This is a genomic window from Actinoplanes sp. NPDC051851 (assembly GCF_040681165.1).
Taxonomy (GTDB): domain Bacteria; phylum Actinomycetota; class Actinomycetes; order Mycobacteriales; family Micromonosporaceae; genus Actinoplanes.
Genome location: NZ_JBFAYF010000028.1, coordinates 24,160 through 38,757, shown reverse-complemented (window position 1 = coordinate 38,757; position 14,598 = coordinate 24,160). Strand labels below are relative to the sequence as shown.

The window sequence follows — 14,598 nt, the reverse complement described above, 5'->3', positions numbered from 1 at the left end:
CCCCCTCTCAACGCGGCGTCAATCACCCCTGCTGAGACCCCCGACACCCCGCCCCGTCCCCCCAGTGGAGGAAAGTGGAGCCCCCTCCCCAGCCAGGTTCACCCCCTTGCACACCGCGTGAGGTTCACCCCCTCCGCTCCGCGCCGCCCGAGGTTCACCCCCTGCCCCGCACCGCGTGAGATTCACCCCGCTCCGCACCACGACTCCCCCTCGCCGCAGCCACCGGTTCTTGGCTGGCACTCCGGGGTGCATCCGCGATCCCGACACACCCCGGAACACCAGCCACCAGACCCCCACCAGACCCCAGCTGGCACCCAGGGGTGCATCCGAGGGCCCGAGACACCCCACAACGCCAGCCGAGTGATCAGCCGGTGCCGATTCGCGGGATTCCGGGCAGACGGCTGGCGGCAGGCGGCCGGCTGATGGCTGCCCAGGACCGGCTCCGGGGCCTGCGCGGGCAACGGGCAGCCGGCGACGGACGGCGGCAGACGGCGGACGGCGGACGGCGGGCAGCCGGCGGCGAACGGCGAGCAGCCGGCGGCGAACGGCGAGCAGCCGGCAGCAGCGGGCGGCGGGCGGCGACAGGGTTCCGGCGCGGGAACGCCAGTGGGGCGCGGCCCGGAGTTCCGGGACGCGCCCCACTGGCGGTCATTCCTTATTTACTAAGTGCTGTCACGCAACGAGGCGGCGTACGACATAGTTGCTGCCGTAGATCTTGTGCTTGCCGACCCGGGCGCCGGTGTGCGGCGAGTCGTACATGTACCCGTTGCCGGCGTAGATCGCCGCGTGGTAGCCGTACGAACCCGACCGGAAGATGATCAGGTCGCCGACCTTCTTGTTCGACTTGCTGACGGCCTTGCCGTAGTTCTGCTGCGAGTTCGCCTTGTGCGGCAGCTTCTTACCGGCCGCCTTCTTGTAGACGTACTTGGTGAAGCCCGAACAGTCGAAGCGGCTCGGACCGGCTGCCGCGTACTTGTAGAGGGCGCCCTTGTGGCTCTTGGCCTCGGCGAGGATCTTGGCGCCGCTGGCGACGACCGTGATCTTGACCTTGGAGCTGACCTTCGAGGTGTAACCGGAGCCGGTGAAGACGGTCCGCACGTAGGCGGTCGACTTCTGCTTGTACTTCAGGGCCACCGTCCCGTTGGCGTTCTTCACGGTCTCGGTGTCCCAGGTGACCCACTTGCCACCCTTGTAACCCTGCAGGCGCACGGTGCCCTTGGCGATCTTCCCGGTGTTCGGGTCGATGACCTTGGCGGTGACGGTGAGGGTGGAGCCCCACTTGAGCTTCCGGGTGTTGACCTTCGCGATGGTCAGCTTGGGCGTGACCTTCGTGGAGGCGGCCGTCGTGACGGCGGTTGTCGTTACCGGGGTGGTCGTCGTAGCGGCGACCGCGGGCGTCGCCCCGATCAACTGGCCGGCGCAGAAGCAGAGGCCAAGGGAGAGGGCGGCGGTACCGGCGCCGGACATGCGGCGGCCCCGGCTCGAACGGTGTGCGGGCACGGAAAGTATTCCCTCCGGCACGCCTGCGAGGTTAGCTGTCGGGTTCGGGCGGGAAGGATGCCCGGCCGCCGGAGCGGCTTCACCCCAAGGTCCTGACCTGGTACGCCGTGAATGGTGCCAGCGCGGTGTGGACCGGGAATGGTTCCCCCGTCCCTGCCCCCGAATGCCTTTTTCGGTCGTACTGGTGTTGCGGTGGTCGCACCCTCAGACCCGGGGCAGGGCTCGGCGTGAGCCGTCCGGTGCGAGCCGCGATCGTTCGTCGCTGGCGGATTCCTTGGTACCTGAGAATTTCCTAGATCGTCAGGTCCTAAATCGTCACCGTCCGTGGTTGGCATTCTTGGCGATGTCCAATTTGTTACCGGACGAAGACAATTGCCAATACCTAAAGTAATCAACCAAACACGGAGCGTCGAAGACGATCGGTGAACCAGAACACAGAAAAAGTGGAGCGGTAACCCGTACGTGACCCGGGTAGGTCACCCACCGGCACAAACGCGGTAAACCGTTCGGCCGACCCCGACATCGCCGGTGTTCCACCCCTTCCGGCAACTCGACGTAACCCTTCGTTCCGGTACCCTCGCTGGCGTGACGGACGGGAAGATGCCCTTGCGGGCCGTGGTGGCGACCCAGGTGTCGAAGACCGCGGCGGCGCTCTCCAGGGCCGCGGGACGCGGCGACGGTTCGGTGATCGGTGGCTGGATCGGTCTCAAGATCGACCCTGACCTGCTGGCCCACCTGGCGTCCGGCCGGGCGGTCGCGCTCGTCTCCGGCACCAACGGCAAGACCACCACCACCCGGCTCACCGCCGCGGCGGTCGGGGTGCTCGGCCGGGTCGCCACCAACTCGTACGGTGCGAACATGCCCACCGGCCACACCTCGGCGCTCGCCAAGGAGGGGCACACCCCGTTCGCGGTCCTCGAGGTCGACGAGCACTACCTCGCCCAGGTCATCGAGGCGACCAGGCCGCGCGTGGTGGCCCTGCTCAACCTCTCCCGCGACCAGCTCGACCGGGCGAAGGAGGTGGCGATGATGGCGCAGCTGTGGAAGACCGCGCTCGCCAACCACCCCGACATCCGGGTGGTCGCCAACGCCGACGACCCGCTCGTGGTCTGGTCCGCCGCCGCCAGCCCGCAGGTGACCTGGTTCAGCGCCGGCCAGCGCTGGCTGGACGACTCGTTCGTCTGCCCGGAGAGCGGCCACCCGATCGAGCGCGCCAACGGCGACTGGTGGTGCACCGGCTGCCCGCTGCGCCGCCCGCGCCCGCAGTGGTCGGTCGAGGACGAGGGCGTCACCGACCCGCGCGGCGACTGGCACCTGGTCAAACTCCAGCTCCCCGGCAAGGTCAACATCGGTAACGCCGCGACGGCCCTCGCGGTCGCCGCCGAGTTCGGCGTACGCACGATCGAGGCGCTCCCCCGGCTCTCCCGGGTCACGTCGATCGCCGGCCGGTACGCGCAGGTCGACAAGGACGGCCGCAACATCCGGCTGCTCCTGGCGAAGAACCCGGCGAGCTGGCTCGAGGCCTTCGACATGGCCGACCAGGCGCCGACGCTGCTCTCGATCAACGCGCGGGACCCCGACGGCCTGGACACGTCCTGGCTCTACGACGTCGACTTCGCGCCGCTCCGCGACCGTCCGGTGCTGATCACCGGCGACCGCGCGTACGACCTGGCCGTCCGGCTCCAGGTGAACCAGGTGCCGTTCCGGCACGTACAAACTTTCGACGAGGCGCTGCAGGCCGTGCCGCCGGGCCGCCTCGAGGTGATCGCCAACTACACGGCGTTCCAGGACATCCGAGCGGAGTTGGACCGTGTCAACTGAGTCCCTGCGGATCGTCTGGATCTATCCGGATCTGCTCTCGACCTACGGCGACCGGGGCAACCTGCTGATCCTGGCGCACCGGGCGGCGGCCCGCGGCATCCCGGTGGAGACGTACGAGGTCCGCTCCGACCAGCCGATGCCGACCACCGCCGACATCTACCTGATCGGCGGCGGCGAGGACGGCCCGCAGGCGCTCGCGTCACAGCGGCTGCTCACCGACGGCGGGCTGCACCGCGCGGTCAACCAGGGCGCGGCCGTCCTGGCGATCTGCGCCGGCTACCAGCTCTTCGGTCACTCCTTCTTCGCCAAGGGCACGAAGTGCGCCGGCCTCGGGCTGCTCGACATCACCTCGGACCGGGGCGAGACCCGCGCCGTCGGCGAGCTCGGCGGGGAGATCGACCCCCGGCTCGGCCTGCCCCCGCTGACCGGTTTCGAGAACCACGGCGGGCGTACGCACCTCGGCGCGCACGCCGCTCCCCTGGCCCGGGTGACCGCCGGCATCGGGAACGACGGCCAGACCGAGGGCGCGTGGTACGGCAAGATCCTCGGCACCTACTCGCACGGCCCGGCGCTCGCTCGCAACCCAGCGATAGCCGATCTGCTACTGCGCTGGTCAACGGGCGCGGATAGGCTTCAGCCTCTCGACGACGCCTGGGCCGACCGGCTCCGGGGGGAGAGGCTCGCGGCGGCAAGCCCGGCATGACCCTGTTCTGAACCGACGACAGTTGGGGCGGTAGGCCTGCATGACCGACATCCTGATCGCCCCGCGGGGCGTGCACTCCGCGGACCCTCAGGCCGTTGCTCACGCGACCACGCCGACTCCGTCAGCCCCTCCGGCAGCCCCGGACGCCGCCAGGGCGGGCACGGCCACTGCGGAGGTGACCGCACCCGCCCACCCGGCCGCATCCGCCCACCCGGCCGCATCCGCCCACCCGGCCGCGTTCGGCTGGAAGCGCCGCCTCCCCCGTCTCGGCCTGTTGGCGGCCCTGATCGGGGGCCTCGCCGCCCTCGCCGCGGTCCTCCCGCTGCGCCAGATCGGCGAGACGGTCAGCGACCTCGGACCGGCCGCCGCCCCCGCCGTCGCGGTGCTGGGTGGCCTGCTGCTCTCGGTGCTGGTCCCGCGTACGGCGATCACCCTGGCCTGCGGCGCCCTCCTCGGCGCCGCCACCGGTGCCGCCGCCGCCCTGGCCGCCGCCATGATCGCCGCCGTCGCCACCTACTACGCGGGCCGCTGGGCCGGCCGCGGCGCCCTGCAGGCCCGCGCCGGCTCCCGGATGGCCCGCCTCGACGGCTGGCTCAACAAGCGCGGCCTCTCCGCCGTCCTCCTGGTCCGCTTCCTCCCGCTGGCCCCGTTCGGCCTGGTCGGCTACGCATACGGCACCACGAGCGTCTGCCGCAAGCGCTACCTCCTCGGCACCACGCTCGCCGCCATCCCGTCCACGGTCACCTACGCCGTGATCGGCGCCGCGGTGGTCCGCCCCGGCGAGATGAGCCCACTGACGGTCGCCCCCGCGGTGATCGGCTTCGCCCTCTCAACGGCCATCATCCTGCGCTGGCGCCACACCTCCCGCCGCCCGGCCTGCACCCCCGCCTGACCCACCCACCCGCCTGACCCACCCAGCCCGCGCCCCGGACTTCCCGCGCCTCGCACTTTCCCCGGCCGCCCCGGCTCCCCGCCCGGGCGGCCGCACTGTTCCACCCTCTCCGACAGCGGCTGGCGCCCAGGGGTGCCTCGTCCCTGCCCACACACCCGTCACCACCAGCCACTCAACCCGGGCTGGCGCCCAGGGGTACGGGTGCCTCGACCGCTCCGAGACACCCCTCAGTACCAGCCAAAGGGCGCACCGCCAGCTGAGAGCGGGGACGGGCGGGTCAGCCGGGAAACGGCGGGAACGAGTGGAAGCGGGCGGGTCGCGGGGGAACGGCGGGAACGAGTGGGTCAGCGGGGGAGCAGGCGGATCTCGGCGGCGGGGAGGGGCTTGGTGAACCAGTGGGCGTGGCGGGCGAACGGCAGCGGGTCGATCGGGGCGAGGAACGCCGTCAGGGCCGCCGCCTCCGCGGACAGGCCCGCCCAGTCGGCGCGGCTGAGCGGATGGAAGGCGGTCGCCTCGATGCCCTCGGGGGTGGCGCGCCAGACGCCCGCGACCCGGCCGTCGACCAGCAGGGTGGGCAGCACGTCGCCGTTCACCCGGGCGAAGGCCTTCCGGTGCTCGGGCGTCGTGAACCGGGCCTGGTCGGCGTGGGCCAGCAGCACGTTGTCCCACATCGGGAGCAGGCGCGGCGGAGCGGGCGTGTCCTCGTCGGGGAGCGGCGCGCCGGGTACGTCGTAGAGACCCGCGGACAGCTCGATCACGTCCGCGGAGCGGAGATCGGCGGCGACGGCGGCCCGCAGCACCGCACGCGGCAACAGGGTGAACCGGGCGATGTCGGCGATGGTGGCCGGACCGTAGGCGGCGAGATACCGCCGGACCAGAGCACGCGTAGCGGAATCCCGATCAGTACCGGACGCCGGGAGACCGGAGTGAAGAGAGGACGCCGGGAGACCGGAGTGAAATGAGGACGCCGGGAGACCGGACTGGAAGGAGGACGCCGGGCCGAAGCACCATGGGCTGTCGTCGGGCGCCCGCAGCACCGGGGCATACGTGCGCAGAGCCCACCACAACCCCTTGCGCTCCCCGCCGAAGTGCGACGCGATCATCGCCTCGATCTCCGGACCGGTACGCGGCACCGCCGTGAATTCAAGCAGCACCGGGAGGAAGGCGTCCGCCTCCTCGATCGAGAGGCCGGCGGCGGTGAACCGGCGATCGCCCAGCCGTGCGGCCCGCAGGATCCGGAGGACGGCAGCGTGAAGGTCCGGGTAGTCCCCGGCGAGCGCCGCGTGCAGCGTGATCCGCATCAGGGTGCCGCGGACGACCGTACGATCAAAAAAGGACCCACGCAGCGCGGCGGCATCGAAGTGCGCGACCCGGCACCAGAGGGACAGGAACGGCGAAGCCGGTGCTTGGGCCTGGAGCCCGACCAGGCGGCGGACCGCCTCGACGACCGGAACCGCCTCGCGCGCCAGGAGCATCTGGCGCGCGAGGGTGGCCCGGTTGAGGGCCCGGACGGTCAGCGGCGGCACGTCAGACGACGACGCTGACCAGGCGGCCCTTCACCACGATGACCTTCTTCGGGGTACGGTCCCCCAGCGACTCGGCGACGGCGGCCAGTGCGGCGGCGCGCACCTCCTCCTCCGGGGTGTCCGGGGTGACCTCGACCTTGGCGCGAACCTTGCCGTTGATCTGCACCGGGTACGTGACCGAGTCGGCGACCAGCTGGGCCGGATCGGCCACCGGGAAGTCCGCGTAGGCCAGCGTGCCCTGGTGGCCCAGCCTGCCCCACAGCTCCTCGGCCATGTGCGGGGCGAACGGGGACATCATCAGCACCAGCGGCTCGACCGCCTCGCGGGACACCACCGGCAGCGGGGTCAGCGTGTTGGTCAGCTCGATCAGCTTGGCGATCGCGGTGTTGAAGCGCAGCTCGTCCATGTCCTCACGGACACCGGCGATGACCCGGTGCAGCACCTTGCGGGACTTCGGGTCCAGCGGCTCGTCGGTGACCCGGTTCGCGCCGGTCTCCTCGTCGACCACCAGGCGCCAGGCCCGCTGCAGGAAGCGCTGCGAGCCGATCACCGCGCGGGTCTCCCAGGGGCGGGAGACGTCCAGCGGGCCCATCGCCATCTCGTAGACCCGGAACGTGTCGGCGCCGTACTGGTCGCACATCTCGTCGGGGGTCACCACGTTCTTCAGCGACTTGCCCATCTTGCCGTACTCGCGGTTGACCTGCTGGTCGCCGTAGAACCACTTGCCGTCGCGCTCGACGACCTCCTCGGCCGGCACGATCACGCCGCGGGCGTCCCGGAACGCGTACGCCTGGATGTAGCCCTGGTTGAACAGCTTCCGGAACGGCTCGAAGGACGAGACGTGGCCCAGGTCGAACAGGACCTTGTGCCAGAAGCGGGCGTACAGCAGGTGCAGCACGGCGTGCTCGACGCCGCCGACGTACAGGTCGACGCCGCCGCAGTCGCCGTCCTTGCGAGGGCCCATCCAGTAGGCCTCGTTGGCCGCGTCGACCAGGGCCTTCTCGTTGTGCGGGTCCAGGTAGCGCAGCTCGTACCAGCAGGAGCCGGCCCACTGCGGCATGGTGTTGGTCTCGCGGGTGTACGTCTTCGGCCCGTCGCCCAGGTCCAGCTCGACCTGTACCCAGTCCTTCTTGCGGGACAGCGGGGTCTCCGGCTCGCTGTCCGCGTCGTCCGCGTCGAAGGTGCGCGGCGAGAAGTCGTCCACATCGGGCAGTTCGACCGGCAGCATCGACTCGGGCAGCGCGATCGGCAGGCCGGTCTCGTCGTACACGATCGGGAAGGGCTCGCCCCAGTAGCGCTGGCGGCTGAACAGCCAGTCCCGCAGCCGGTAGGTGGTCGCGCCCCGGCCGGTTCCCTGCTCCTCCAGCCAGGCGATCATCGCCGCCTTCGCGGCGGTCTTGTCCCGACCGTTCAGGAAACCAGAGTTGATCACCGTGCCGTCGCCGGTGAAAGCTCCTTCAAACCCTTCAGGCGTTTCAACGGTACGGATCACCGGCAGATCAAAAGCGGTCGCGAAGTCGAAGTCGCGCTCGTCGTGCGCGGGCACCGCCATAATCGCGCCGGTCCCGTACCCGGCCAGTACGTAGTCCGCGATGAAGACCGGGACGCTCGCACCGTTGACCGGGTTGGTCGCGTAGGCACCGGTGAAGACGCCCGTCTTGGTCTTCCCGTCGGCGGTCCGCTCCTCCTCGGTCTTCGCGGCGGCCTCGGCCTGGTAGGCGGCGACCGCCTCGGCCGGGGTGGCCTTCCCGCCGGTCCAGACATCCTTCGTCCCCGCGGGCCAGGCGGCCGGGATCAGGGTGGCGACCAGCTCGTGCTCGGGCGCCAGGACCATGTAGGTGGCGCCGAACAGCGTGTCGGGGCGGGTGGTGAACACGGTGATCGTGTCCGCGCCGACGGTGAAGTCGACGTGCGCACCCTGCGAGCGGCCGATCCAGTTGCGCTGCATCAGCTTGACCGGCTCCGGCCAGTCCAGAGTGTCCAGATCCTCGACCAGCCGGTCACCGTACGCGGTGATCCGCATCATCCACTGTTTCAGGCTGCGCTGGAAGACCGGGAAGTTGCCGCGCTCGGAGCGACCGTCCGGGGTGACCTCCTCGTTCGCCAGCACGGTGCCCAGACCGGGGCACCAGTTGACCGGCGCCTCACTGACGTACGCCAGACGGTGGTCGTCGATGACCTTACGCCGCTCGGCGGGTGACAGGCTCGCCCACTCCGCGCCGCGCTCACCCGCCTCGAAGGAGGCGATCAGCTCGCTGACCGGCCGGGCCCTACCCACCGACGGGTCGAACCAGGAGTTGAAGACCTGCAGGAAGATCCACTGGGTCCAGCGGTAGTACTCCGGGTCGGTGGTGGAGAAGGAGCGCCGGTCGTCGTAGGCCAGGCCCAGGCGCCGCAGCTGCTGCTTGTACCGCTCCACGTTCGCGGCCGTGGTCACCGCGGGGTGGGTGCCGGTCTGCACCGCGTACTGCTCGGCGGGCAGGCCGAACGCGTCGAAGCCCATCGGGTGCAGCACGTTGAAGCCGGCCATCCGCTGGTACCGGGTGTAACAGTCGGTGCCGATGTAGCCCAGCGGGTGCCCGACGTGCAGGCCGGCGCCGGACGGGTACGGGAACATGTCCTGGACGTGCAGCTTGGGAGCGCCGGCGCGCGGGTGCGACGGGTCGGCCAGCTCACCGACCGGGTTCGGCGCGTGGAAGGTGCCGTGCTCCTGCCAGTACGCCTGCCAGCGCAGCTCGATCTCGCCGGCCAGCCCGGCGTTGTAGCGGAACGGCGGGGTCTCGGTCTCGCTCATCGTCTTCACCATCTCGTCTAGAACCACGAAGCTCGAACCCTGGAGGAGGGCATAAAAAAGCCCCTCACGCAGGAGGGGTTGCCGTGCTGGCCGTCAGGTCAGCACGGCTGGCTAAGAAGCAGCACAGACCGAGCCATGGCCGCCATGATACCCGCCCTCCGTCACGGACGGCGACCGGTATACCCGGCAGGCCGATCACCCTGGGTAGATGGACCACATTCGTTCGGTTTCCCGGGAAGAGAGCATTGATCCGGGCTTTCGGAGGGGTGCACGCTCAGGGATAACCTGTCAGGACGGGCGGCGAGCGCCGGAGGCCCACGGACCGCTGGGCGCCCGCAACCTTCGGTCCCCTGACGGTGCGTGATCCGTCACCAGGGGTAGACACGACTTGGAGGAGGCCCGTGACAACGCCGACCTGGGGCGAACCAGCCGGACCCCTGACCAGCGCCGAGTTCCTCTCGGCGACGCAGGCCATCATGGCCAACATCGAGCAGGTCATCGAGGGCAAGAGCGCGACGGTGCGCCTGGCGCTCGCGGTGCTGCTGGCGGAGGGGCACCTGCTGATCGAGGACGTGCCGGGCGTCGGCAAGACGAAGCTCGCCAAGGCGCTGGCCCGATCGATCGACTGCTCGGTCCGCCGCATCCAGTTCACCCCCGACCTGTTGCCGAGCGATGTCACCGGTGTGAGCGTCTACAACCAGGAGACCCGGGACTTCGAGTTCAAGCCGGGCGCCGTCTTCGCCAACCTGGTGGTCGGCGACGAGATCAACCGGGCCTCGCCGAAGACCCAGTCCGCGCTCCTGGAGTGCATGGAGGAGCGGCAGGTCACCGTCGACGGCACGACGTACGAGCTGCAGGCGCCCTTCATGGTGGTGGCGACGCAGAACCCGATCGAGATGGAGGGGACCTACCCGCTGCCCGAGGCGCAGCGCGACCGGTTCACCGCCCGGATCGCGATGGGCTACCCGGACCCGCGCGCCGAGCTCGCCATGCTCAGCGGCCACGGCGACCACGACCCGCTGAACGACCTGCGCGCGGTGGCCGACGCCGCGATGGTCCGCCGGCTGATCGCCACCGCCCGGGACGTGCACGCCGCCGAGGCCGTCCAGCAGTACGCGATCGCCCTGGTCACCGCGACCCGCGAGGCTCCGGAGATCCGGCTGGGCGCGTCGCCCCGGTCCACGCTGCAGCTGCTGCGTACGGCCAAGGCGGTCGCGGCCCTGGAGGGACGCGACTACGTCCTCCCCGACGATCTTCAGGCGCTCGCCGTGCCGGTCCTCGCGCACCGCATCATCCCGACGCCGGACGCGCAGCTCAACCGCCGGACCACGGACACCATCGTCTCGGAGATCGTGCACCGGCTGCCGCTGCCGCACGCGAGTCGCAACCCCTACGACACCCGGGACGGCCGCGCGCCGTACGAGTCCCGGGGGCGGTGAGCATGCGGGAGGCGCTGCGGGGTCTCACCACGCGCGGCCGCTCGTTCCTGGCCGCGGCCGTCGCCGCCGCGATCTCGGCGCTCATCCTCGGCGAGCGTGACCTGCTGCGGGTGGCCGTCCTGCTCGCCGTGCTGCCGCTGATGGCCGCCTGGTACGTCGGCCGGAGCCGGTACAGGCTGGCCTGCACCCGGTCGCTGGAGCCGTCCCGTGCCCCGGTCGGTTCCAGCGCACGGATCATCCTGCGGCTGCAGAACATGTCCCGGCTCCCCACCGGGACGATGCTGCTGGAGGACCGCCTGCCGTACGCTCTCGGCTCCCGCCCCCGGGTCGTCCTGGAGCGCCTCGGCGCGCATCAGGCCAGCTCGGTGGCGTACACGGTGCGCGCCGACGTCCGCGGGCGGTACCCGATCGGCCCGCTCGTCGTCCGGCTGACCGACCCGTTCGGGCTCTGCGAGCTGACCCGGTCGTTCCCCAGCGTGGACCAGCTGACCGTGATCCCGCAGGTGGTCGCGCTGCCCCGGGTCCGGCTGGCCGGGGAGTACGCGGGTGCCGGGGACAGCCGGGCCCGCTCGGTGGCCGTGCACGGCGAGGACGACGCGGCGACCCGGGAGTACCGGCGCGGCGACGACCTGCGGCGGGTGCACTGGCGGTCCACCGCGCGGACCGGCGAGCTGATGGTCCGCCGCGAGGAGCAGCCCTGGGAGAGCCGGGCCACCGTCGTGCTGGACACCCGGGCGGCCGCGCACCGCGGCGAGGGCCCGACGGCCAGCTTCGAGTGGGCCGTCTCGGCGGCCGCCAGCATCGCGATGCACCTGCGCTCCTCGGGCTACAAACTGCGCCTGGTCACCGGCTCCGGTGAGGACATCGACGCGAGCGAGGCGGGCGGCGAAGGACTGATCATGGATGCCCTGGCGGACGTGAAGCCGGTCTCCGGCGGTGACATCGCGGCGCTGGTCGAGTACGTCCGGCGCCGCTCCGACGGCGGGCTGGTGATCGGGCTCTTCGGCTCGCTCACGGTCGCCGAGGCGCAGCTGCTCGGCGGGCTGCGCGGCAACGGCGCGAGCTGCATCGGCTTCGCCGTCGACAGCGCCACCTGGACCCCGATGACCAGCGGCGACCGGCAGGAGTCGGACCGCGAGCACGCGGCCGCCTCGCTGGCCCTGGTGCGCAGCGGCTGGCGGTCGGTGCCGGTCACCCACGGTGACACCCTGACGGCCATCTGGCCGACCGTGGGGCGCGGTTCCCAGGGGTACGCCTATCGGGCCACCATGGCCGAGACCGTGAGCGGGGTGAACCGATGACCGGCCGGCGCCGCCTCGGGATGGTCGCGGCGATCGCCACCCTGCTCGCCTCGGCGCCCCTCTCCGCGATCTTCGACACCTGGACCTGGCTGCTGCAGACCACGCTGGTGGTCCTCATGATCGCCGGCAGCGCGGTGGCCACCCGATCGCTCCGGTTCCCCACCTGGGCACAGGCGATCGGCATGGTGGTGGCCCTGCTGGTCACGCTCACCTGGATCTATCCGAACGGCGGCGAGGTACTGATCCCGACGCCGGGTACGCTCGCGCACTTCGCCGACCTCGTCCAGCAGGCCGGGGAGGACACCCGGTCGTACGGCGTACCGGTGCCGGACCGGGACGGCCTGCTCTTCGTCGCGGTGCTCGGCATCGGCCTGGTCGCGATCGTGGTGGACCTGCTCACCGCGGTGTTCCGCCGTCCCGCGCTGGCCGGCCTGCCGATGCTGGCGATCTACTCCATCCCGGTCGCGGTCTACCTGGACAGCGTCCCGGTGGCCCCGTTCATCATCGCCGCGGTCGGCTACCTCTGGCTGCTGGTCGCGGACAACGTCGACCGGGTACGCCGGTTCGGCCGCCGCTTCACCGGCGACGGCCGCGACGTGGACGTCTGGGAGCCCTCGCCGCTCGCCGCGGCGGGCCGCCGGCTCGGCGTGGCCGGCGTGGTGGTCGCGGTGCTGCTGCCGCTGGCGGTGCCGACGGTGAGCGGCGGGCTGCTCTCCCGGATCACCCAGAGCGGCACCGGCGTGGGCAACGGGCTGGGCTCCGGCGGCGGCCGGATCAACCTGTTCGCATCGCTGAGCGGGCAGCTCCAGCAGACCAACACGGTCAACCTGCTCAAGGTGACCACGAACGAACCGGACCCGTTCTACCTGCGCTTCGGGGTGGCCGACACGCTCACCGACGCGGGCTTCTCGAACCAGTCGCCGACCGGGAGCGCCCTCAGCCGGGGCAGCCTCCCCGATCCGCAGGCAGACCAGTCCACCAACCAGGCCTCCTCGTTCGACCGGTACCACGCGGAGATCGAGGTGACCGACGGGCTGCGGCAGAACATCGCCCCGATCTACTCGTACCTGGTGGGGATCAACGGGATCACCGGCAGCTGGGCGTACGACTCCAGTCAGCAGGTGCTCTTCTCCGGCCGGTCGACCACCAGCGAGCAGAAGTACTCGATCGACTACCTGCGCCCGAAGTACACCGCGAGCCAGCTGCGGAACGCCCCGACGCTGGCCGAGAACGATCTGATCCGGCAGAACTTCACCAAGGTCCCGCCGGACGAGGCGGTCGACGGCAAGGTGCAGAAGCTGATCAAGGGCAAGGACAACGACTACGACCGGGTACGGGCAATCTACGACTCGTTCTCCCGCGACAACGGGTTCACGTACAGCCTCACCACCCAGGCCGCGGGTAACGCCTCGGACATCGCCGCCTTCCTGGAGAAGAAGGAGGGCTACTGCCAGCAGTACGCCGCGGCGATGGCGTGGATGGTGCGGGCGGCGGGCATCCCGGCCCGGGTCGCGTTCGGCTTCACCCGGGGTACGCCCGAGGACACCGACACGTACGTGATCACCAACCGGAACGCGCACGCCTGGACCGAGGTCTACTTCCAGGGCTTCGGGTGGGTGCCGTTCGACGCGACACCCGCGGCCAACGTGTCCGGTTCCGCCCGCTCGGCGTGGGCACCCGACACGGACAGCCCGGAGCCGGCCGCCTCGGCCTCGACCGGCGCGGCCGCCCCCGGCGCGACCTCATCCGCCGCGGCGGGTGCCGCCGACCGCCCGGACCGCTCCAACGACGGCACCGACTCCGGCACCAGCGACGCGCTGACCCCGGCCGCCGGTTCCTCGAACGCGCTGCCGATCGCCGTCCTGGTCACCCTGCTCGTCGCGTTGCTGCTGGTCCCGGCAGTCCGCCGGATCCTGCTGCGCCGCCGCCGGCACGCGGTCACCACCGGCCCACCGCCGGTCCAGGCGACCGTCGAGGGCACCGGGGACACCATCACCGACATCGTGGTGACCACCGAGGAGGGCCGCGCCCGGGCCGACGCCCACGCGGCGTGGGACGAACTCATCGACACGATGATCGACTTCCGCGTCCCGGTCGACCCGACGGAGACCCCGCGCCACACGGCCCAGCGCCTGATCCGGGATGCGGTCCTCACCGGCGACCCGGCCGAGGCCGCCACCCTGCTCGGCACCGCCGAGGAGCGCGCCCGGTACGCCCGCCAGCCCCTCCAGGGCGCCGAGCTGACCACCGCGCTCACCCGGCTCCGCTCCGGCATCTCCCACTCGGCCACGCCCCGGGCTCGCTTCCGCGCGACGTTCCTGCCCCCCTCGGTCTTCCTGAGCTGGCGGCTGGCGCTGAGCGAGGCATCCACCCGCACGGTCGAGGCCGCTTCCCGCCTCCGCGACCACACCACCCGTTTCAGCCCCCGCCGCCTCCTGAAGTCCTCCCGCTGACCCCACCCACCCCTGAGCCCCAGCCCCACCTCCCGGCTGGTGCCCAGGGGTGCCTCACCCCTCCCCACACACCCCCACGCGCCAGCCACCGACTCCCAACCGGGGTCCTGGACCGTGTGCGGTGGTCGTCCGCGGCGCCTGAACCGTGTACAGCAATCGCCGGCGGCGC

9 protein-coding genes and 1 riboswitch are annotated in these 14,598 nt (G+C 71.3%); of the genes, 6 read left to right on the top strand and 3 right to left on the bottom strand.

Going from position 1 to position 14,598, the window contains the following annotated elements; all coding sequences use genetic code 11:
• Window positions 1-672 precede the first annotated feature (672 nt).
• A complete protein-coding gene (locus tag AB0M08_RS25285; protein ID WP_364497802.1) occupies window positions 673-1,500 on the bottom strand; it encodes an NlpC/P60 family protein in 828 nt (275 codons plus the stop codon).
• Window positions 1,501-1,505: 5 nt separating this feature from the next.
• Window positions 1,506-1,688, bottom strand: a riboswitch (cyclic di-AMP (ydaO/yuaA leader).
• A 412-nt stretch (window positions 1,689-2,100) separates the two neighbouring features.
• Between AB0M08_RS25285 and AB0M08_RS25280 the strand changes: the two genes are divergently transcribed.
• From AB0M08_RS25280 to AB0M08_RS25270, 3 genes are all read left to right on the top strand, one after another.
• Window positions 2,101-3,321 carry a MurT ligase domain-containing protein gene (locus tag AB0M08_RS25280; protein ID WP_364498019.1) on the top strand — a complete coding sequence of 407 codons (1,221 nt, stop codon included), beginning with the start codon at window positions 2,101-2,103 and terminating at the stop codon, window positions 3,319-3,321.
• A complete protein-coding gene (locus AB0M08_RS25275; RefSeq protein WP_364497799.1) occupies window positions 3,311-4,024 on the top strand; it encodes a glutamine amidotransferase in 714 nt (237 codons plus the stop codon). Before AB0M08_RS25280 ends, AB0M08_RS25275 begins: the two co-directional genes overlap by 11 nt.
• 175 nt (window positions 4,025-4,199) lie before the next feature.
• Window positions 4,200-4,916 carry a VTT domain-containing protein gene (locus tag AB0M08_RS25270; protein ID WP_364497796.1) on the top strand — a complete coding sequence of 239 codons (717 nt, stop codon included), beginning with the start codon at window positions 4,200-4,202 and terminating at the stop codon, window positions 4,914-4,916.
• 344 nt (window positions 4,917-5,260) lie between these two features.
• Here AB0M08_RS25270 and AB0M08_RS25265 read toward each other — a convergent pair whose 3' ends face one another.
• Entirely contained in the window at window positions 5,261-6,442 is a 1,182-nt protein-coding gene (locus AB0M08_RS25265) for a winged helix DNA-binding domain-containing protein (RefSeq protein ID WP_364497794.1), read from the bottom strand.
• Window position 6,443: 1 nt separating this feature from the next.
• The gene (gene leuS / locus AB0M08_RS25260; RefSeq protein WP_364497792.1) at window positions 6,444-9,236 is read right to left on the bottom strand and encodes a leucine--tRNA ligase; all 2,793 of its coding nucleotides are present in this window, start codon (window positions 9,234-9,236) and stop codon (window positions 6,444-6,446) included.
• Between the two features lie 476 nt (window positions 9,237-9,712).
• On the opposite strand from leuS, the gene AB0M08_RS25255 reads away from it, so the two are divergent.
• The 3 genes from AB0M08_RS25255 to AB0M08_RS25245 are packed head-to-tail and all read left to right on the top strand — an operon-like array spanning window position 9,713 to window position 14,429.
• Entirely contained in the window at window positions 9,713-10,675 is a 963-nt protein-coding gene (locus AB0M08_RS25255) for a MoxR family ATPase (RefSeq protein ID WP_364498016.1), read from the top strand.
• Between the two features lie 2 nt (window positions 10,676-10,677).
• Complete coding sequence (locus AB0M08_RS25250) at window positions 10,678-11,976, top strand: DUF58 domain-containing protein (protein ID WP_364498014.1); 1,299 nt, start codon at window positions 10,678-10,680, stop codon at window positions 11,974-11,976.
• Window positions 11,973-14,429: a DUF3488 and transglutaminase-like domain-containing protein gene (locus AB0M08_RS25245; protein WP_364497789.1), complete on the top strand. Its 2,457-nt coding sequence runs from the start codon at window positions 11,973-11,975 to the stop codon at window positions 14,427-14,429. The genes AB0M08_RS25250 and AB0M08_RS25245 overlap by 4 nt, the downstream gene beginning before the upstream one ends.
• The last annotated feature ends 169 nt before the right edge of the window (window positions 14,430-14,598 follow it).

What these genes read in the sequence shown, in the direction of transcription:
- AB0M08_RS25255 (WP_364498016.1), top strand. Translation starts at nt 9,713, where the DNA reads ATGGCCAACATCGAGCAGGTCATCGAGGGCAAGAGCGCGACGGTGCGC.
- AB0M08_RS25280 (WP_364498019.1), top strand. Translation starts at nt 2,101, where the DNA reads ATGCCCTTGCGGGCCGTGGTGGCGACCCAGGTGTCGAAGACCGCGGCG.
- AB0M08_RS25245 (WP_364497789.1), top strand. Translation starts at nt 11,973, where the DNA reads ATGACCGGCCGGCGCCGCCTCGGGATGGTCGCGGCGATCGCCACCCTG.
- AB0M08_RS25250 (WP_364498014.1), top strand. Translation starts at nt 10,678, where the DNA reads ATGCGGGAGGCGCTGCGGGGTCTCACCACGCGCGGCCGCTCGTTCCTG.
- leuS (WP_364497792.1), bottom strand. Translation starts at nt 9,236, where the DNA reads ATGAGCGAGACCGAGACCCCGCCGTTCCGCTACAACGCCGGGCTGGCC.